The sequence below is a fragment of the Gordonia sp. DT30 genome (assembly GCF_049844915.1).
Classification (GTDB): domain Bacteria; phylum Actinomycetota; class Actinomycetes; order Mycobacteriales; family Mycobacteriaceae; genus Gordonia.
The window spans coordinates 44,336-63,180 of the sequence record NZ_JBNCLY010000009.1 but is presented as its reverse complement, the minus strand read 5'-3'; the positions used below and the strand labels follow the sequence as shown (position 1 = coordinate 63,180).

The window sequence follows — 18,845 nt, the reverse complement described above, 5'->3', positions numbered from 1 at the left end:
TAGACTCGTGCCGTGACCGATTCTGCAGACCAATCGCGTGCCACCGGCGGATTCGACGCGCCCCGCCCGGTGCTCGTCGTCGACTTCGGCGCCCAGTACGCCCAGCTCATCGCGCGCCGCGTCCGGGAGGCCCGGATCTACTCCGAGGTCATCGCGCACGACGCCGGCATCGAGGAGTTCCGGGCCAAGAATCCGGTGGCGCTGATCCTTTCCGGCGGCCCGGCGTCGGTGTACGCCGACGACGCCCCGCGACTGGATCCGGCACTCCTCGACCTCGACATCCCGGTCTTCGGCATCTGCTACGGATTCCAGACGATGGCGGCCACGCTCGGTGGGCACGTCGCCAACACCGGTGGTCGCGAATTCGGCCGCACCACACTCACTCCCACCGAAGGCGGTGTCCTGCACCAAGGTCTCACCGGCGCCCAGCCGGTGTGGATGAGCCACAACGACGCCGTGGTCGAAGCCCCGGAAGGGTTCACGGTCACCGGCTCGACGCCGGGTGCCCCGGTTGCCGCCTTCGAGAACGTCGAACGGCGGATGGCCGGTGTCCAGTACCACCCGGAGGTGTTGCACACCCCGCACGGTCAGCAGCTCCTCACCCGCTTCCTCTACGAGGTCGCCGGCCTGGAGCCGACGTGGACCGCGGCCAACATCGCCGACGCCCTGATCGATCAGGTCGCCGACCAGATCGGTGACGGCCTGGCGATCTGCGGCCTGTCGGGCGGGGTGGATTCCGCGGTCGCCGCAGCATTGGTGCAGCGAGCCATCGGCGACCGCCTCACCTGTGTCTTCGTCGACCACGGGCTGCTGCGGGCAGGGGAGCGTGAGCAGGTCCAGCACGACTTCGTCGGTGCCACCGGCGCGAAACTGGTCACCGTCGACGCCGCCGAGACCTTCCTCTCCGAACTGAGCGGGGTCTCCGATCCCGAGCAGAAACGCAAGATCATCGGCCGCGAATTCATCCGATCCTTCGAAGGCGCGGTCACCGACGTGCTCGGCGAACACGCCGCCGACGACCACAAGGTCGAATTCCTGGTGCAGGGCACGCTCTACCCGGATGTCGTGGAATCCGGCGGCGGCAGCGGCACCGCCAACATCAAGAGCCATCACAACGTCGGCGGGCTGCCCGAGGACCTCGAATTCACACTCGTCGAACCGCTTCGCCTGCTGTTCAAGGACGAGGTCCGCGCCGTCGGACGCGAACTCGGTCTGCCCGAGGAGATCGTCGGCCGCCAGCCGTTCCCGGGTCCGGGGCTCGCGATCCGCATCGTCGGTGAGGTGACCGCCGACCGGCTCGCCATGCTGCGCACCGCCGACCTCATCGCCCGGGAAGAACTCACCGCCGCCGGGCTCGACACGCAGATCTGGCAGTGCCCGGTGGTGCTGCTCGCCGACGTCCGCAGCGTCGGCGTGCAGGGCGACGGCCGCACCTACGGGCATCCGATCGTCCTGCGCCCCGTGTCGTCCGAGGACGCGATGACCGCGGACTGGACGCGGGTGCCCTACGAGGTGCTCGAGATCATCTCCACCCGCATCACCAACGAGGTGCCCGACGTGAACCGCGTCGTCCTCGACGTCACGAGCAAGCCGCCGGGCACGATCGAATGGGAGTAGCGGTCTCCGACCGCGCGAATGGGAGTAGCGGTCTCCGACCGCGCGAATGGGAGTAGCGGTCTCCGACCGCGCTCAGGTTCGCGCCGACCGCGCCCCGGTGACGATCAGCAGCGCGCCGATGGCGACGGCCACGGCCACCACGAGCCACCCGATGGTGGCCGGGTCGGGAACGCGTGGCCCGTCTGCGAGGCCCCATCCCGCTATCACCAGCGCGACCACGCCGGTCAGCGCGACCGCAGGTGCGCGGCGGCGCCGCACCCCACCCGGCTCCGAGCTCGCGGACGTGTCGAATGAGCTTGTGGCGCCGTTCATCTCGTCTCCTATGCTGTTCTGATTCGACTGGTTCATCGCTTGATCTCCACACTGCCGACGTTGGTGTGCGCATCGATGGTGAGTACCGGCCCGCCGGTTCCGTCTGCGCCGCCGTCGAGGCCTTCCGGACAGGTGTAGTCGCCGGCGCCGGCGGAGCAGTTGGCCCGGACGTTCATCCCGGCCGGAACCTTGACAACGATCTCACCGATCCCGTTGCGCAGATGCACGGTGTCATCGGCGGCGAGCGTGATATCGCGCAGGTCGAGTGTCATGCTCCCCATGCTCAAGGTGTACTCATCCCGGATATCATTCTGGCTCAATGGTTTCCAGTTGCGATCGCCGATCCCGCCGGCGGGCATGCCCAGCCGGTGGTCGTCGGGCCCCCAGGTGGTGAGCAGCGTCGTCACGATCACCGCCGCCGACAATCCGATCGCCAGCGGCGCCAAGGCGCCCGGATGTGAACGCGGAGTGTGGCGGCGCAGCCCATTGACGAGCAGCCCGGCGCCGATCACCGCCAACGCCAGGGACAGTACGTGAGCAGTGGTGAACCAGTCCGCTCCGAGCGCATTGGCCGCGACTCCGCCCGCGACCACCAGGATGGCGAGGCCGAGCACGACGAACGAGAATGCCGAACGCCGTGGGTGGCGCGGATAGGTGACCGGCGGTGGCTGCGGGGTGGTGGGCTCGGGCAGGTCCCACGCGAACCGCGCGGCCCCGAGCGGATCCCACGAAGGCGGGGTGGCGTCGAGGAAGTCGGTGGGGCCGGTCTCGGTCGGCACGGTGTCGGTCGGCACGGTGTCGGTGGGCACGGTGTCGGTGGGCACGGTGTCGGTGCGTACGGCAGCCGCAGCCGCCCGCGCGCCGGTGTCGGTGGGTACGGCAGCCGCAGCCGCCCGCGCGCCGGTGGCGGTGGCAGCGGCAGCCGCGACCGGGGCGCCGGTGCGCACCGCACGCGGGGTCCAGCGCACGAACCGTTGCGGCGACTCGGGGATCGCCACCGTCGTCACGCTGGTGCCGGCGGGTGGCTCGGGGGTGCGCAGGAACAGCAACCACCACCCGACGAGCATCAGGAGTCCGCCGACCACACCGCCCGAACCCCACGGTCCCCGCGAGAGGACGGAGGACGCCACGATCACGATGACGACCCAGAGGATGACTGTCGGGTTGTTGAACCAGCCGTGCGCATGGCCGCCGTGGCTGCGTTCGGCGCGGGCGCGGGCGCCGGTGCTCGACGGGAAGACGATCCATGCCGCGACGTACAAGATCAGGCCGCTGCCGCCGAATACCGCTGCCACCACGAACGCCACCTTCACCAGCGTGGGGTCGATCCGGTAGCGCCCGGCGATGCCCGCGCAGACGCCGGCGATGGTGCGTGGGGAGGAAGGTCGTACCGGCCGGGTGTCCCACAATCGCCCGAGTTGCATCCGAAGGTGTGCGGTATTCATGACAGCCATCCTGTCGCCCCGTCGCGGTCGGCACATCGGGGAACGACCCTGAGATCCACCCGGATCGGATCGGGGCCCGGGCACCGGCCGGTGGCCCGATACATGCGGCCCGCTCGCTTCGCTCCCGGCGCCGGTGCGCCCACGGTCCTCCGGGTCGGCACCCGGGTGAACCCTGATGCCGTCGACGGGGTGAACGTGTCAGTATCGACAGATGGGAACTGCGGAGATCGAGCGACCGCAGCGGCTGTCGCGCCGCAGTGGCGGCCGCGTGATCGGTGGTGTCGCCGGTGGCGTCGCCGACCACCTCGGCGTCGACGCGTTCCGGGTTCGGGTGGTCTTCGTGGTGCTGACCGCGATGGCCGGGGCAGGTGCCCTCGCGTACGCGTTGCTCTGGTTCTTCTGCCCGCTGGGCGACGACGTCACCGCGCCCACGCCCGCCGAACGGCGGCAGGCCTGGGGGCTGGCGATCATCGGTCTCGTCGCGATGGGCGTGGTGGGATTCGCTGCGTCCGGTACGCCCGCAACCTATCTGGTGCCGCTGGTGTTCGTCGCCGTCGGTGCGAGTCTGGTGTGGCGGGAATTCGACACCTCGGCGCGTTCGCGTCCCCACGGACCGCTGCTGACGTGGACACGGCTGGCCGGCGGTGCGGTGCTCGTGATCGGCGGCCTCGTCGTCATCGTGTTCGCCGGCACCCGCAATTTCGGCGGTCTGAGCACCACGCTGCTGGCCGTGGCCGCCACCCTGCTCGGCGTCCTGCTGCTGACCGTCCCGCTGTGGATGCGCATGTGGCGCACCCTGAATGCCGAACGGGCAGCGCGTATCCGAAATGCCGAGCGCGAGGAGATCGCCTCCCACCTGCACGACTCGGTGCTGCAGACACTTGCCCTCATCCAGAAGAAGGCGGCCAGACCCGAGGAGGTGGCCCGCCTCGCCCGCAGCCAGGAACGCGAACTGCGGACCTGGCTCTTCGGTGACCCGGCGCAGCGCGGCAGTTCGTTGGTCGCCGCACTCACCAGTGTCGCCGGAGAGGTCGAGGACCATTACGGCATCGAGGTGGAGGTCGTCACCGTCGGCGATCTGCGTCCCGACGACGACACCGACAAGGTCGCCGCCAAGCGCTGGCCTGCGCTGGTCGGCGTCACCCGCGAGGCATTGGTCAACGCGGCCAAGCATTCCGGCGAACGCAAGGTCGATGTCTATCTCGAGGTCGGCGACGACGAGGTCGAGGTCTTCGTGCGTGATCGTGGCGTCGGCTTCGACCTCGGCCGGGTCGACGACGATAGGCAGGGCATCGCGCGGTCGATCCGCGCCCGCACCGAACGTGTGGGTGGGCATGTGACGATCAGGTCGGCGCCCGGGCGTGGCACCAACGTGCGGGTCACCATGCCGCGGGGGGAGGTGCCGGCTCCAGAAGGGGCCGCCACCCTCGCTCAAGAACGCGATAGTGATTCCGGCGCACCGGCTTCCGGTGCGCTGCCGTCAACGGCCGACAGTGCCGGAGCCGAACACGGAAAGGTGTCATGACCCTCGAACAGCCGCAGCCGCGAAGTGACCGGCAGTATCGCGTCTTCCTCGTCGACGATCACGGCGTGTTCCGGTCGGGGGTGCGGGTCGAGTTGGCCGGGGAGGCAGGGCTCACGGTGGCCGGCGAGGCGGGCAGCGTCGCCGAGGCCGTCGCCGGGATCACCCGGCTGCGCCCCGACGTGGTGCTGCTCGACGTACACATGCCCGCCGGAGGCGGCGTGGCGGTCCTGCGCGGGGTCACCGATGCGATGGGCGCCGACGCCCCGGTGTTCCTGGCGTTGTCCGTGTCCGACGCCGCCGAGGACGTCATAGCGACGATCCGGGCCGGCGCGCGCGGATATGTGACCAAGACGATCGACGGCGGTGAGCTGGCCGACGCGGTGCGCCGGGTCGCCGAGGGCGATGCCGTGTTCAGTCCGCGGCTGGCGGGTTTCGTGCTCGACTCGTTCACCGGGAAGTCGTCGGCACCGGAGCCGCAACTGGATCCCGAGCTCGACTCGCTGACGCGCCGCGAGTTGGAGGTGTTGCGGCTGCTCGCGCGCGGCTACACCTATCGGGAGATCGCCGAGGAATTGTTCATCTCGATCAAGACGGTCGAGACGCACGCGTCGAATGTGCTGCGAAAGACGCAGCAGTCCAACCGGAATGCGCTCACCCGCTGGGCGGCGACCCGGCACATCGGCTGAGCTGCACCTCCGCTGGGCTGCAGGTCTTCTGGGGAGTACGTCAGCTGGGGAGTACGTCAGCTGAGGAGCGCGATCACCAGCACGATGACCCCGGCGAGCACCAGGAAGAACAGCAGGACGACCACGGCGAGCAGCGCCGGCGAGGTCTGCTGGCGTTGTGACGCCGGGCCCAGCGGCGGCATGGCGCTGCTGTAGGACGGCGACGAGTAGTGCTGCGGGTACGGCGCCGGTGAATAGGGTGCAGACGAATACGGTGCAGACGAATACGGTGCAGCCGAAGACGGTGTCGAGGGGTCGTATGGGGCCGGAGTCGCGACTCGGGTCGGGTCATATTGTGGCCCAGGGGGTTTCGTGTGTGGCCCGCGGCCGCCGGTGCCCGGGTTCGCGGGCTGGCCGGTGGGCGTGGCCGGTCGGCGACGTGGATTCAGGTCGAGGTCGGACCGGGAGACCAGGCTGGTGAGAACCTGCTCGGTGGAGCCGTGCTCACCGGCGACGACCCGGGCGAGTTCGTCGCGTGCCTGCGTCATGGTGATGCGGCGTTTGGGGCTCGGTTCGAGCATGCGCAGCAACACCGGCTCGAGGGCGCCGGCCTTGGTCATCGGATTGATCTGCGCCCGCGCCACCCGATGCAACATCACCAGCGAGTTGTCGTCGACTCCGAAGGGTGGCTGGCCCTCGACCATCGTGTAGATGGTCGCGCCGAGCGAGTACACGTCGGAGGGCTCGGCAGGCGGATCGCCGCGGGCAACCTCGGGTGCGAAATACGCTGGGGTGCCGGTGATCAGGCCGGTCTGGGTGATCGTGACATCGTCCTTGGCGCGGGAGATGCCGAAGTCGGTGATCTTGACGAGGCCGGCCTGACGTCCGCCGCCGGCGATGAGGATGTTGCCGGGTTTGATGTCGCGGTGGATGATTCCCGAGGCGTGCGCCTCGACCATGGCGTCGGCCACCTGTGCGCCGATCTTTGCGGCTTCGGTGACGTCGACAGTGCCGGTGGCATGCAGGATCTGGGCGATGCTGCGCGACGGGAGGTACTCCATCACCAGCCAGGGTTCACCGCCGTCGAGGGCCACGTCGTGCATGGCGATCGCGTTGCGGTGACTCAGCCGTGCCGCGATCCGTCCCTCTCGCATGGCACGCTGCCGAACGGTCTCCGCCGAGTCCTCCGAGAGTCCCTCGGTGGAAAGGACCTGTTTGACGGCCACCTCGCGGTCGAGAAGTTGGTCGCGGGCCAGCCAAACGGTACCCATGCCGCCGCCGCCGATCCGGGAGATGAGCCGATAGCGTCCGGCCACCAGAAAGTTGGGACCCGGTGTCCGATGGCTTTCGGCGTCGGCGGTCATGCAGCGATGATAGCCGGGGCCGCCGCTTGGGCAGGACGGGCGAATGGGTGTGGCACTCGCCGCGTCTTGACATGTCGTAGTACGTGTGTTCGACTCCCGGTATGCGTTGGTCCGAACAGGCTGTCGAAGCCGACGATGGTGCCCTGCCCGGACTGGGCCGGGCGGGACTGGTGCGATCGGTGCAGACGCCCGAGTTCGAGGGCATCACCTTCCACGAGGTCCTCGCCAAGAGTGCGCTCAATCGGGTACCCGTCGAGTCCGGCTTGCCGTTCACCTACACGGTCAACACCTTCCGCGGCTGCACGCATGCGTGCCGGTACTGCTTCGCCCGGCCCACCCACGAGTACCTCGATCTCGACGCCGGTCGCGACTTCGACTCGCAGGTGGTGGTCAAACTCAATGTGGCCGCGGTGTTGCGCAAGGAACTGCGGCGCCGGTCCTGGCGCCGGGAGCCGGTGGCATTGGGTACCAACACCGATCCTTATCAGCGCGCCGAGGGGCGCTACCGGCTGATGCCCGGGGTGATCTCGGCGTTGACCGAAGCCGCGACCCCGTTCTCCATCCTCACCAAGGGAACGCTGCTGCGGCGGGATCTGCCGCTGCTGCGTCAGGCGGCCGGACAGGTGACGGTCTCGCTGAGCGTGTCGCTGGCTTTCCACGACGCCGAGTTGCAGAAACAGATCGAGCCGGGAACGCCGTCGCCGGCGGCGCGGTTGGCGCTGATCGGCGACATCGCCGACGCCGGGTTCGCCCCGCACGTGATGATCGCCCCGGTGATCCCGTACCTGACGGACTCGGTGGCGCACCTCGACGCTCTGCTCGAGTCGCTGGCGCAGGCCGGGGCGTCGGGGGTGACCGTCATCCCGATGCATCTGCGCGGGGCGACGAAGCCCTGGTTCATGACCTGGCTCGCCGAGCATCATCCGGCGCTGGTCCGCCGGTACCGCGGGCTCTATGGCCGGGGTGCCTACGTCACCCCGGAGTATTCGTCGTGGTTGCGGGAACGGATGCGACCGCTGGTCGCCGGCCACGGACTCGCCGGATCGTCGGGCTCGCGGGTGGTGACGGCCGTCGAACCCGAGCCTGAACCCGAACTCGCGCAGGCGCTCACACTGTTCTGAAGGGTTCCGCTGACCAGCGCTGTTGCGAACTGTCGGAGTCGCGTCGTACGATCAGAACATCGAAAACACATTCGATATCCGGTGCGATTCCGGGATCGGATGGACGCGATGGCGTGGCAACTTCCCGGCTCGCCGAGCACAGTATGCGCTGGCCAGGAGGGGTGTGTCATGAGTGTGGTGCCGTTGAATCGCGGTGGGCGTGGCGAGTCGGGACATGCGGATCCCGTTACTCTCGACGCCCTCCGGCAGAAGATGGCGGTGATGTCGGGATTGCCGGACCGGCGCTCGGTCCAGCCGGTGTCTGTCGACGTGTTCCCGCTACCCGAGGTCATGTCGGACGTGTTGCCGCACAATGGAATCGCTCGCGGCACGGTCCTCGGCTACCGGGGTGCGAGATCGCTGCTGATGGCGATGATCGCCACGATCACGCGCTCGGGCAGCCAGGTCGGCATCGTCGGGATGCCCCGGCTCAATCTGCTCGCCGCGGTGGAGATGGGCGCCGATCTGCGCCGGATCGCCGTGGTCCCCGACCCGGGTGTCGACCCGGTGGAGGTGGCCGCGGTCCTGCTCGACGGCATGGATCTGGTGGTGCTGGGGCTGCGGGGCGTGACGGTGCCGCCCGCCCGGAGCCGGGTGGTCGGCGGCCGCGCGCGGCAGCAGGGATCGTCGTTGCTGGTGGTCGACGGAGACTGGCCGGGAGCACATACCCGGATGGACGCGCGGGTGGTCGGCTATCGACACGGTCCCCGCGCCGACGATCTCGCCACCGCGGATCGCGGCTACGGGCGGGTGGGTGGCATGCGGCTGCAGGTCGTCGCCGAAGGACGCGACCGCCGCCGGCGCTCCGCCCGGATCGACGTCATGGCAGGCGGATTCGGAGACGACGCGGTACAGATCCGGCGGGTGACCGAGACGCGCGTCGACGCCGTGGACGCACCCGGTGCGGTGGCGAACTGATGGCCGCCGGGTCACGGCCTGCGCGGGTGCTGGCGCTGTGGTGTCCGGACTGGCCCGCGACGGCCGCCGCAGCACACGCCGACCTGCCGCCCAGGCATCCGGTGGCGGTGCTGCACGCCAACCGCGTGATCGCCTGCTCGGCTCCGGCCCGGACCGCGGGGGTCCGGCGGGGCATGCGGAAGCGTCAGGCGCAGTCGGTGTGTCCGGAGATGACGGTGGTCGCTGCCGACGAGCACCGCGACGGCCGGCTGTTCGAGCCGGTGGCCGCCACGGTGACCGACCTGGTGCCGGCGATGGAGGTGCTGCGGCCCGGGTTGGTGGTCCTGCGGCTCACCGGTGCGGCCCGCGTGTTCGGCGGTGAGGAGATCTTGGCCGAGGAACTCATCGACCGGGTCTCGGCGTGCGGGGTGGAGTCGCAGGTCGGCATCGCCGACGAGTTGTTCACCGCGGTGCTGGCCGCCCGCAGCGGGCAGTGCGTCCCATCCGGCGGCGACCGCGAACATCTCGCCGCCCGCCCGATCGCCGACCTCGCCGTCGAGCCCTCGATGTGTGGGCCGGAACGCACCGAGTTGGTCGCGCTGCTGCGCCGACTCGGGGTGAACACCATCGGTGCCTTCGCCGCGCTGGGGGCGGCCGATGTCGCCACCCGCTTCGACGCCGACGCGATCACCGCGCACCGGCAGGCCACCGGCCAGCCGGGTCGCCCGCCTTCGACGCAGACACTGCCGGAAGATCTTGCGATCGAGTATCTCTGCGACCCGACGATCGACCGGATCGATGCCGCCGCCTTCGCCGGCCGCCGGATCGCCGAGCTGCTGCACCGTCGCCTCGTCGATGCGTCGGTGGCCTGCACCAAGTTGACGGTGGAGGCGATCACCGAACGGGGACAGCGGCATTCGCGGACGTGGCGGTGTGCTCAGCCGCTCACCCCGGCGACGACCGCCGATCGTATCCGCTGGCAGCTGGAGGGCTGGATGACCAGCGGCCGCACTCGCGGCTCCGGGGATACGCGGCCGGATTCGCCGATCGCGACGTTGCGGCTCGACCCGGTCGAGGTGGTCGATGCGGGGAAGCTGCAGCATGCGCTGTCGGGTGCCGGGCTGCCCGGGGACACGGAATTGTCCGAGCGTGCGCGACGCAGCATGGAGCGGGTGCAGGGTCTGCTCGGCGGCGACGCCGTGCGTATCCCGGTGCTCAGCGGGGGGCGGGGTCCGGCCGAGCAGATCTCGATGATCACCCTCGGTGAAGATCCGGTGCCCGAACGGGATCCGGACGCACCCTGGCCGGGCCGGCTGCCGCAGCCGGCGCCGGCGATGACGTCCGACGCCCCGGTCGAGGTGATCGATCCTGCCGGTGATCCGGTGCGGGTCACCCCACGGGGCGCGTTCACCGCGGAACCGACGACGGTCCGGATGCCCGAACCCTCCCGGCAGGGCTGGGAGGTGCGGTGGTGGGCCGGGCCGTGGCCGGTCGGCCTGGAGACCGGGCCGGATGCGATCAGTGCGCGCGCGCAGGTGCTGCTCGACGACTCCCGGGCGCTGCTGCTGTGCTACCGGTCCGGCGGCTGGGTGGTGGAGGGTGTGTACGAATGAATAGTGCTCAGCTGTTGGCTAGCGCTCAGCTGTTGGCGCCGCGTGCCGCCACCGGCCAGGACAGCGGTTCACCCGTGGCAGTGTGTACGACGAGCTCGTCGACGAGATTCACCGCGGAACACACGTGGTTGGGGATCACCCGGACGGTCGCACCGACATCAGGCACCGCTGCGGGTGTGGCGTCGGCCGGATATTCGAGGGTGGCGTGATGTTCGGACAGTGCGGTGATCCGCGCCTGCGGAGTGTCGATCACCCGGCCGAAGCCGGAGGCCCAGGCGGGGCGGTCGGCGCCGAGGATCTTGCTGCCGGCGTCGACCACGACCTGCCGTCCGGCACGGTGCACCACGGCGGTGACGGCGGTCAGCGCGACGTCGTCGAATCCGGCACTGCCGAGTTCGACCTGCTGGGCGTCGTTGAACAGGTAGACGCCGGGCCGCAGCTCGGTGAGCAGGCCCGGCCGGGCAAAGCCGACCGTCGGCGTCGATCCGCCGCTGATCACCCGTGGTCCGATTCCGTTGGCGCGCAGCGATTCCGATGCTTTGTGCAGCGCGTCTGCCTCGGCGGTGGCGGCCTCGGCGCGTGCGGCCGCCGGGCCGTAACCGTGGCCGGGGAAGGTGAACACGCCCACCACGTCGAGTCCTGCGGTGGCCGCGGCCGCCGCCACCGTCCCGGCATCCTCGGGTGGCACTCCGGTGCGGTGGTGTCCGGAGTCCACCTCGATGATCGCCTCGACGATCACGCCCGGGCGCACCACCTCGGCGGCGAGGCGCCGCGCACCGGCCACCGAGTCGATTCCCACGCGCAGCGATACCGTCTGCGCGAGGGCGCGCATCCGGGCACCCTTGTGTTCGGTCACCCAGAGCGGATAGGCGATGAACAGGTCACGGCATCCGGTCCGTTCGGCAGCCGCTGCGAACACCTCTGCCTCGCCGATCGTCGCCACGGTCAGACCGGCTGCCCCGCTGTCGATCTGGCGGCGTGCGAGCTCGATGCACTTGTGCGTCTTGGCATGTGGACGCAGCGTGACACCGAGTTCGGCGCAGTGGCGCGCCATTGACGAGAGGTTGGCGTCGACTCGCGGCAGATCGATCGTCAGGTATGGGGTGTCGGTCACCGGGGTATCAGTCACCGGACTCTTTCTCGGCCGAATCGAGTGCCGCCGCCGATTCCCGGCCGAGGAGATATTCCTGATGCATGATGCGGGTGGTGATGCGCGGTGCGAACCGGTGTCCGAGATCGGCGAGGTCGCCCAGTGGCGTCGAAACCCGGTGTGGCTGATGAAGAATCGCGTCGAGGACCCGGGACGCGGCCTTGTCGACGTTCCAGACGCCCGCCGAGTTCTGGTAGTCCTCGGTGGGGGCGATCATCCGGGTGCGCACGAGGGGGAGGCGCACATTGGAGAACGTGACGTGATCGGAGAGGGTCTCGGCGGCGGCCGCATCGCTGAACGCCTCGAGAGCGGCCTTCGACGCGGCGTATGCGCCGAAGCGGGGACCACGTGCCTGCACCGCGATCGAGGTCACGTTGACCACGTGACCCGTGCCTCGTTCGACCATGTGCGGCAACAATGCCAACACCAGATTGACTGCACCGAAGTAGTTGACGGCCATCACGCGGTGGTAGTCGTGGGACCGGTCGACGGCGTTGATGGTGGCGCGGCGGATGGAGCGCCCGGCGTTGTTGACGAGGATGTCGACGTGATCGTGGTCGACGATGATGGTCTTGACCATCGCCCGCACCGACTCCTCGTCGCTGATGTCGCAGATGTACGGGAACACCTGGCCGAGCGGCACACCGGTCTTAGGTGTCGTGGCCGCCAATTCGCTTGCTGCGGTATCGAGTTCGTCGGCATGTCGCGCGACGATCAGGACGGTGGCACCACGCGCCACGCACATGCGGGCGGTGGCCTTGCCGATGCCCGACGAGCCGCCGGTGATCAGGACGACCTTGCCGACGAGGGGACCGCGCGGGTCGACCCGTCGATGCCGCGCCGGGTCGAGTTCGCGCTCCCAATACCGCCAGAGTCGCGGTGCGTAATCGTCGAATTCCGGTGGCCGGACACCGAATCCGGCCAAGTGCCCGATGGTGAGATCGGATCGGAAATCCACCGGCAGGTCCATGCCGTCGAGCAGTGCGGGTGGGATGCCGGCCTGCTGTGCGAGCAGGTCGCGCCCGATTCGCAGCGGCGCAGAACCCGCCAGGGACACGGCGCGCCCGACGAGTTGATGCGGGATGACGTTGATGCCCTTGGGTGCTGCCAGAGTGGGGGCGAGATCGTTGTACATCTCGGTGATGGAGAGTGAATGTCGCGCGCCCAGGTGGTGGACCTGACCGCTGACGCCGGGATCGGTACCGACCAGGGACACCAGGGCGTCGACGACGTAGTCGACCGGGATGAGATTGATCCGGCCGAGGTCGGGGAACGGAAGGCGCAGTGCCGCCGGCAGCTTGCCGAGAAGTCGCAGGTAGGGAAAGAAGTAGTAGGGCCCGTCGACCTTGTCCATCTCGCCGGTGCGTGAGTCGCCGACGACCACCGAGGGGCGATAGATGCGCCAGCGCAGCCCTTCTCGTTCGCGGATCACCTTCTCGGCCTCGAATTTTGTGCGGTGATACGGGGTCGGAAATCCCTGGTCGAGGTCGAAGTCGGATTCGGTGAACTCGCCCCGGTGATCGCCGGCCACCGCGATCGATGACACGTGGTGACACATCGCGTCATGCGCGACGGCGAAATCGGCGACCCGCGCGGTGCCCTCGACATTGGCGGCGTGCTGACTCGCGGCGTCGGCGGCCATGTCGTAGATCGCGGCGAGGTGGATGACGTGGTCGATCTCGAGGTCGGTGTCGGTGACCCCGAGCCCGTCGGAGGTGAGGTCGCCGATCACCGGGTGGACCCGGTCACCACCGGCCGTGTCGCGCAGAACCTCGGTGATCCGCGACAGCGAGCCCTCCCGGACGAGTGCGTGGATCTGTGCGTCCGCGTCGATTGCGAGTAGCTCTCTGATGACGCGGCGTCCGATGAAGCCGCTGCCACCGGTCACGAAATATGTGGTCACAGGGTTCTCCAAATTCCAGCTCGACGAAGACGCATCTCACACTGTCATCCACCGACTGCCGCAGGCAAGACCCGGCGGTGTCAACCCGTGCAAGCAACGTTGTCTCGTAGGAGGGCTTCGAACTTCTCGCGGGGGGTGTAGAAGTCGAGGGTTTGTCGTGGGCGTTCGTTGAGCTCGCGGGCGATGGCATCGAGGTAGGCCTGATTGCTGGTGATGTCGGTGCCTTTGGGTAGGTACTCGCGGATCAGGCCGTTGGTGTTCTCGTTGGTGGGACGCTCCCACGGCGAATGTGGGTGAGCGAAGTAGATCGGCAGGTCAGCGGCTACGGTGACCGAGGCATGTTCAGCCATCTCGGTGCCCTGATCCCAGGTCAATCCCTGCCGCATGAACGCCGGCAACGCGTGGAGATGGTCGATCAACGCATCGGCTACACCGACGGCCTTCTTCCCGTCGGGCAGCCCCAGGATCAGCGTGTAGCGGGTGCTGCGTTCGACCAGGGTGACCGCGGCGGACTTGTTGCGGGCACCCACAATGAGGTCCCCCTCCCACCAGCCGGGCACGCGTCGGTCGGTAGCTTCGGTCGGACGGTCATCGATGGAGATCATGCCCACGATCCGCGCGTTGCGCTCACCGACCTTCTTGCGAGGTTTGCGTTGAACCTGTCTGCTGCGCAACATGATTCCCTGTTTAGCGAGCTCCTTTCCGGGGTGCGCATAGATCCACCGGTAGATAGCTTCGTGTGAGACCGTGCGGCCCTGGGCATCGAGGGAACCGTCCATGAGTTCCACATTGTCTTCAGATGCCTCCAGCCGCAACCGCCCCGCGATCTGGCGTGGTGTACGAGAAGCCTTCAGATCCGCTCGCACCCGTGCGGCCAACACCGGATCGCATCGATCGCACGCGACTGCGGACGTGTCCTCGCGGCAGTGGCCCGCTTTTCTGCGGCCACCACCCGATACCCCGCCGCGGTAGAGTTACGGCGGACCTCTCGTGAGATCACCGACTTGCAGCGGCCGACATGCGCCGCGATCGCGGTCACCGACCAACCCGCCTTGATCCCGGTAGCGATCTCAGTCCGATCCTCCACCGTCAACATCCTGCGTCCCACCACAGCCCCTGTCCACCAACGCCTCTCGGCTACCGTTGCTTCGAGGGTATGACACCGCCCCCCTTGCTCCCGCCGCGGTCAGAACGGTGGCGGATTACGAAGGTATTCCCGGTCCCGAGCACGGATCTCCCCGGTACGGAGTCGCTCGTACAGGGTGTCGATGGTGGCACGGGCTCGATGGTCGGGTGGTTTGGGTGGCACTGTGCGCAGGCCGCCGAACAGATCGGTGCCACGAAACGCGTTGCCCACGAACCAATGCCCGGATGGTGACTGGAAAATGGCGCGGCCGAGGGTGTCCTGGTAGTCACGCCAGGCGTTGAAGGTCTTCGCCCGGTGGTGGAGTCGGCACAACGGTTTGATGTTGTGCACAGTGGTGGTTCCACCGTGGTCGGGATGGCGATGATCATAGGGAGTGGTGTGGTCGAGATCGGCCGACCATGCCGGGTTGTTGCAGCCGGGGAAACAACACGACAGCTCGCCGGTGCGGATGAAGGCCTGCAACTTCTTCCCGGGCCGGTATTTCAGCCCGGCCAGTCCTTCGGCGGCACGCTCGGGGCTCAGCCCCACCTTTCGGGTGAATTCCGCGGCCGCGATCTCACGGATGGTGTCGGCGTCGACGACCCCGAACTTGTCGATGTAGCCGGGTTCGTCATCGGTGCCGTCGAGAGTGGATTGGTTGGCGACGACGTGGATCACCGCCGATGGAGCCGGGACAGCGGGTGCCGGGTCGGTGGTCGGGGGAGCTGCGGGGGCCGGCGCGTGGTCGGCACACGTGCAGCGACATGGCTCGGACGTTTCATCCGTCCCGGTTGCTGCGCTGTCCGTGGCGGCGGGCAGATCGGACTCGGGCAGATCGGACTCGGGCAGATCGGACTCGGGTGGATCAGCGTCGGGCGCAACGGACTCGGGTACGTCGGCGTCGAGCATATCGGCATCAGCCGGATCGACCTCGGGTACGTCGGCTTCTGCCAGGTCGGCGCACCGAGCGGCGATGCAATCGTCACATCGGCACTCGAGGTGGTCGGCGCCATTGCCGAGCGCCACCAACGCGTCGGCTCGGCGCTGTCGGAGGGTGCGCGGGTCTGCCTTGTGTACGGCTGCGGCCATCGCGTCGAGTCGGGCGTTGACGGTCGCGCCGTCGGCCGTGGGCAGGTTCGCGGTCAGTTTCGCCTGCCCGGGCGCGAAGCGGTCGGGTCGGATGGTGACGCCGCGATCGTCCTGGGCGCGCTCGCGCCGGCGCTTCATCGCCTCTTTGTCGGTCTTCGCGACGATCGCGTCCACCATCGCGGTGAACCGTGACGTCGACATGTGATCGCGGCGGTAGATCGCCTCGGACAGCCGAAGGTCGATGTCGGGCAACGCATCGGAACTGCAGAGCTCGGTGCGGCGTACCGCAATCTCGAAGCGGCGCAGATCGATACGTCCGGCGGCGAGCATCGCCGCGGTATGTGGCAAGCGGTACCGCATGGCATGCCCGGTCATGATCAGGGCACGCGCCTGTGCCGGCGGGATCGATAACACGGCGCCGACCTCGACCACCGCACGCTCGAGTCCGTCGAGCCCGTACTCGGCCCGTGGATCTCCACCCGACGCGGCGATCTCGGCGTTCCTCGCGAAATCCTCCGGGGTGGACTGCTGCTCGCCGAGAGCCTCGGCAAGCTCACAGCCGTAGTCCTCCTCGTGTTCGTCGTGGATCAACGACGCCGCCTGTGCCATGCGGAACTGGCCGGCTGCGACCGTCGCTGCGGAATGCGCCATGATCTCCACCAGATCGGTTCGCAACAGCTTCTCATCGGAGCGCAACTGTGCGGTCACCGTCTGCGGCACCTCGTCGGCATCGGTCTCCGACGCATACCACGACTCGACGACGTCGGAAGGGACGTCGGCCGAGGGTGCGGCGGGCATGCGCGAGGTCATGAAAGGAACATACATTCGGGGTCTGACAAAATGCGTCGGCGCAGGTCACTGCGGTTGGGCGACTGTGCCATCACGTTCGCGACGATCTCGATTCGATCATCGATGAGGTGAACACCAATGCCAAAAGGCCGGCAGCCGGTGTCGCCACGACGCCCACCGCGAACCATCGACTGCCGAGTGGGTTCACCCGGACTCCCGGGCGTCTGCCATATCATGCGGACAGCATTGCGTCGGATGGGAAGTTGCGGCACGCTCGACCTCGGGGTACAGAAGCACGTGGCATTGGAGGCCGATGATCATGCCCATTGCCGAACTGCTGCGACTCGGGATCGTTCGTCCGATCGTCGGCTGGGGTGATCCGGTGTTGCACCGTACTGCCCGCCCGGTCACCGACTTCGGACCCGAGTTGCAGACCTTGCTCGCCGACATGTTCGCCACCAACACCGCCGCATCCGGTGCGGGTTTGGCGGCGGCCCAGATCGGAGTGGATCTCGCCGTCTTCATCTACGACTGCGGTGACGACACCGGCGCGCGGCGCACCGGTGTCGTGTGCAATCCGCAGCTCGAACTTCCCGAGGGACGTGACCGGCGGCTCGTCGACTACGACGAGGGCTGCCTGTCGTTTGCGGGCGCGTACGCGACGTTGTCGCGTCCGTCGGTCGCCACCTGCCGGGGACAGGACCAGTACGGGGAGCCGCTGACCGTCACCGCCGGTGGCCTTCTCGGCCGATGCCTGCAGCACGAGACCGATCACATCAACGGGATGGTGTTCGGCGACCGGCTCACCGCCCGGGGCCGCAAGAGTCTGCGCCGGATGCGTGACGAGGTGGCCGAGCGTTACCCCGATGACTGGCCGGTGTCACCGAAGGTCTGAACTACGTTGTCCAGCAATAGAAAATTGGTCCGGGTCAGGTGGGTGGCGGGACGATCGTGACTCGACGCGGCGGCGGCAGGATGGTGATGCCCGCAGCGCGGGCAGCGGTCAAGAAAGGTATCGGGGTGGTGTCGGCGGGCCAGCTTTTCGGCCCGGCGTCGTCGAACACCGCCAGCGCGTTCGCCTGGGCGACGGTGGTGAATCGGGATTGGTAGAGCAGGCCATCGCTGACAGCGTGGAACGCTTCGGCCCACGCCCGGGTGACGGTGTACGGGGTGATGGTGTGAATCTCACGGGTGATACCGAAGTCAGCAGCGTGCCGGTCACAAAGGTCGGCCAGGAGACACGCGGTCGGCAGACGTAGTCGGGAAACCGAGCGTTGCGCGGCGAAGTCGACGTCTGCGCCGCCGAGTGTGTGCAGTGTCGAGCCGAGGGTTTCGCGAACGGCGGTCTCGGTGTCTGTGGCGAGGTAGCAGGTTCCGCGGGGCGGGTCCAGATCGAACCGGCCTGCACCGCCGGCCGAGAAATACCAGGCGCCCAGCGCGGTGCGATGCGCCCGGTACAAGCCGACGCCAGCGGCAAAGCTCGTAGTGGGGAAGGTCGACAGGTCATGGCCATCTGGGCCCCGGAGCGCAACAGCGTCGCGGCCGGTCATACTGCCCAGCGTGCCGCGTCGGCGCGTGCGGCGTCGACAACTGCAGCGAGGCGTTCCGTGCTGTCGGTGGCGAGGTGGTGGATCACGGTGTCGCCGTCGAGATCCGGGTTGGGGGCGCACATCCACAGGGCCGCGGTCCACGCGTTGGCGTGTTCTCGCAGGATTTGCCACACCTGCACCATTCGGCGGTCGACCGCTCCTTGTTCGGTGAACTGCCACGTCGGGTACACCCATGTACCGGATTCGAGCTGGCAGGCGATGAGTGTTCGGTGCTTGACGCGTTTGGCGATCGCTTGCTTGCTCACGCCGAGCCAGCCGGTGAGTCCGGCGGTGTCGTAGAACGGGCCAACGAGCTGATCGTGTACGCCGAGTGCCGGCAGTGCTGCGACCATCGCCGACGCGAGCCGGTTGGTGTCGGCGTACAGGGACGCATCGACCCCGGCTTCTTCCGCCGCGGAGAAGCGCTCGTCCAGCAGATGACTCAACTCGTCGAGCAATTCCTGCTTGCGATCCATGAGATCAGACACAACACACTCCTTGGTCAACCCAGACAACCCGTACTCCGAGTCTGACACTCGGCAGTCCTGCGGTCAACCGAGACAACCCTCGCAGCGAGGCATCGTCGGATCGCGATTCACCG

Annotated in this window: 15 protein-coding genes and 1 pseudogene; 7 read left to right on the top strand and 9 right to left on the bottom strand. The window is 68.3% G+C overall.

From position 1 onward, the window contains the following. Positions 1 to 69 precede the first annotated feature (69 nt). Positions 70 to 1,617 (top strand): glutamine-hydrolyzing GMP synthase, encoded by a 1,548-nt coding sequence (gene guaA, locus ACLQ3C_RS10810; RefSeq protein ID WP_425705161.1) that lies wholly within the window; start codon positions 70 to 72, stop codon positions 1,615 to 1,617. A gap of 72 nt (positions 1,618 to 1,689) precedes the next feature. Here the strand turns inward: guaA and ACLQ3C_RS10805 are convergent, their stop codons facing one another. Continuing rightward, on the bottom strand, positions 1,690 to 1,929 hold the full coding sequence (locus ACLQ3C_RS10805) for a hypothetical protein (RefSeq protein ID WP_425705055.1): 240 nt from the start codon (positions 1,927 to 1,929) through the stop codon (positions 1,690 to 1,692). A 32-nt stretch (positions 1,930 to 1,961) separates the two neighbouring features. Beyond that, positions 1,962 to 3,374: a PspC domain-containing protein gene (locus ACLQ3C_RS10800; protein ID WP_425705054.1), complete on the bottom strand. Its 1,413-nt coding sequence runs from the start codon at positions 3,372 to 3,374 to the stop codon at positions 1,962 to 1,964. Between the two features lie 211 nt (positions 3,375 to 3,585). On the opposite strand from ACLQ3C_RS10800, the gene ACLQ3C_RS10795 reads away from it, so the two are divergent. Together ACLQ3C_RS10795 and ACLQ3C_RS10790 are read left to right on the top strand one after the other, a co-directional pair. Beyond that, complete coding sequence (locus ACLQ3C_RS10795; protein WP_425705053.1) at positions 3,586 to 4,899, top strand: PspC domain-containing protein; 1,314 nt, start codon at positions 3,586 to 3,588, stop codon at positions 4,897 to 4,899. After that, on the top strand, positions 4,896 to 5,585 hold the full coding sequence (locus ACLQ3C_RS10790; protein ID WP_425705052.1) for a response regulator: 690 nt from the start codon (positions 4,896 to 4,898) through the stop codon (positions 5,583 to 5,585). The genes ACLQ3C_RS10795 and ACLQ3C_RS10790 overlap by 4 nt, the downstream gene beginning before the upstream one ends. Before the next feature lie 56 nt (positions 5,586 to 5,641). Here ACLQ3C_RS10790 and ACLQ3C_RS10785 read toward each other — a convergent pair whose 3' ends face one another. Next, positions 5,642 to 6,928, bottom strand: coding sequence for a protein kinase domain-containing protein (locus ACLQ3C_RS10785; protein WP_425705051.1), 1,287 nt, complete (start codon positions 6,926 to 6,928; stop codon positions 5,642 to 5,644). A gap of 101 nt (positions 6,929 to 7,029) precedes the next feature. Here ACLQ3C_RS10785 and ACLQ3C_RS10780 point away from each other — a divergent pair, with 101 nt between their 5' ends. From ACLQ3C_RS10780 to ACLQ3C_RS10770, 3 genes are all read left to right on the top strand, one after another. Beyond that, complete coding sequence (locus tag ACLQ3C_RS10780) at positions 7,030 to 8,049, top strand: Rv2578c family radical SAM protein (RefSeq protein ID WP_425705050.1); 1,020 nt, start codon at positions 7,030 to 7,032, stop codon at positions 8,047 to 8,049. A 168-nt stretch (positions 8,050 to 8,217) separates the two neighbouring features. Continuing rightward, a complete protein-coding gene (locus ACLQ3C_RS10775; protein WP_425705049.1) occupies positions 8,218 to 9,006 on the top strand; it encodes a hypothetical protein in 789 nt (262 codons plus the stop codon). Beyond that, positions 9,006 to 10,598 (top strand): DNA polymerase Y family protein, encoded by a 1,593-nt coding sequence (locus ACLQ3C_RS10770; RefSeq protein ID WP_425705048.1) that lies wholly within the window; start codon positions 9,006 to 9,008, stop codon positions 10,596 to 10,598. Before ACLQ3C_RS10775 ends, ACLQ3C_RS10770 begins: the two co-directional genes overlap by 1 nt. 25 nt (positions 10,599 to 10,623) lie before the next feature. Here the strand turns inward: ACLQ3C_RS10770 and ACLQ3C_RS10765 are convergent, their stop codons facing one another. The 4 genes and pseudogenes from ACLQ3C_RS10765 to ACLQ3C_RS10750 all read right to left on the bottom strand — a co-directional run bounded on the left by ACLQ3C_RS10765 (position 10,624) and on the right by ACLQ3C_RS10750 (position 16,676). Beyond that, the gene (locus ACLQ3C_RS10765) at positions 10,624 to 11,712 is read right to left on the bottom strand and encodes an alanine racemase (RefSeq protein ID WP_425705160.1); all 1,089 of its coding nucleotides are present in this window, start codon (positions 11,710 to 11,712) and stop codon (positions 10,624 to 10,626) included. A 7-nt stretch (positions 11,713 to 11,719) separates the two neighbouring features. Continuing rightward, positions 11,720 to 13,651, bottom strand: a complete 1,932-nt coding sequence (locus ACLQ3C_RS10760; RefSeq protein WP_425705047.1) for an SDR family oxidoreductase — start codon at positions 13,649 to 13,651, stop codon at positions 11,720 to 11,722. 80 nt (positions 13,652 to 13,731) lie between these two features. Further along, positions 13,732 to 14,747 (bottom strand): annotated as a pseudogene (locus ACLQ3C_RS10755) (IS30 family transposase). A 90-nt stretch (positions 14,748 to 14,837) separates the two neighbouring features. After that, the gene (locus ACLQ3C_RS10750) at positions 14,838 to 16,676 is read right to left on the bottom strand and encodes a DUF222 domain-containing protein (RefSeq protein ID WP_425705046.1); all 1,839 of its coding nucleotides are present in this window, start codon (positions 16,674 to 16,676) and stop codon (positions 14,838 to 14,840) included. Between the two features lie 298 nt (positions 16,677 to 16,974). On the opposite strand from ACLQ3C_RS10750, the gene def reads away from it, so the two are divergent. After that, positions 16,975 to 17,550 carry a peptide deformylase gene (gene def / locus ACLQ3C_RS10745; protein WP_425705159.1) on the top strand — a complete coding sequence of 192 codons (576 nt, stop codon included), beginning with the start codon at positions 16,975 to 16,977 and terminating at the stop codon, positions 17,548 to 17,550. A 34-nt stretch (positions 17,551 to 17,584) separates the two neighbouring features. Here the strand turns inward: def and ACLQ3C_RS10740 are convergent, their stop codons facing one another. Both ACLQ3C_RS10740 and ACLQ3C_RS10735 read right to left on the bottom strand, forming a co-directional pair. Continuing rightward, a complete protein-coding gene (locus ACLQ3C_RS10740) occupies positions 17,585 to 18,205 on the bottom strand; it encodes an RES family NAD+ phosphorylase (RefSeq protein ID WP_425705045.1) in 621 nt (206 codons plus the stop codon). Further along, positions 18,202 to 18,732, bottom strand: a complete 531-nt coding sequence (locus ACLQ3C_RS10735; protein WP_425705044.1) for a hypothetical protein — start codon at positions 18,730 to 18,732, stop codon at positions 18,202 to 18,204. Before ACLQ3C_RS10735 ends, ACLQ3C_RS10740 begins: the two co-directional genes overlap by 4 nt. Positions 18,733 to 18,845: the final 113 nt, after the last annotated feature.

Coding starts and splice junctions, on each gene's coding strand:
- ACLQ3C_RS10775 (WP_425705049.1), top strand. CDS start 8,218: ATGAGTGTGGTGCCGTTGAATCGCGGTGGGCGTGGCGAGTCGGGACAT.
- ACLQ3C_RS10795 (WP_425705053.1), top strand. CDS start 3,586: ATGGGAACTGCGGAGATCGAGCGACCGCAGCGGCTGTCGCGCCGCAGT.
- ACLQ3C_RS10805 (WP_425705055.1), bottom strand. CDS start 1,929: ATGAACGGCGCCACAAGCTCATTCGACACGTCCGCGAGCTCGGAGCCG.
- def (WP_425705159.1), top strand. CDS start 16,975: ATGCCCATTGCCGAACTGCTGCGACTCGGGATCGTTCGTCCGATCGTC.
- ACLQ3C_RS10750 (WP_425705046.1), bottom strand. CDS start 16,676: ATGACCTCGCGCATGCCCGCCGCACCCTCGGCCGACGTCCCTTCCGAC.
- ACLQ3C_RS10785 (WP_425705051.1), bottom strand. CDS start 6,928: ATGACCGCCGACGCCGAAAGCCATCGGACACCGGGTCCCAACTTTCTG.
- ACLQ3C_RS10770 (WP_425705048.1), top strand. CDS start 9,006: ATGGCCGCCGGGTCACGGCCTGCGCGGGTGCTGGCGCTGTGGTGTCCG.
- ACLQ3C_RS10790 (WP_425705052.1), top strand. CDS start 4,896: ATGACCCTCGAACAGCCGCAGCCGCGAAGTGACCGGCAGTATCGCGTC.
- ACLQ3C_RS10740 (WP_425705045.1), bottom strand. CDS start 18,205: ATGACCGGCCGCGACGCTGTTGCGCTCCGGGGCCCAGATGGCCATGAC.
- ACLQ3C_RS10800 (WP_425705054.1), bottom strand. CDS start 3,374: ATGAATACCGCACACCTTCGGATGCAACTCGGGCGATTGTGGGACACC.
- ACLQ3C_RS10780 (WP_425705050.1), top strand. CDS start 7,030: ATGCGTTGGTCCGAACAGGCTGTCGAAGCCGACGATGGTGCCCTGCCC.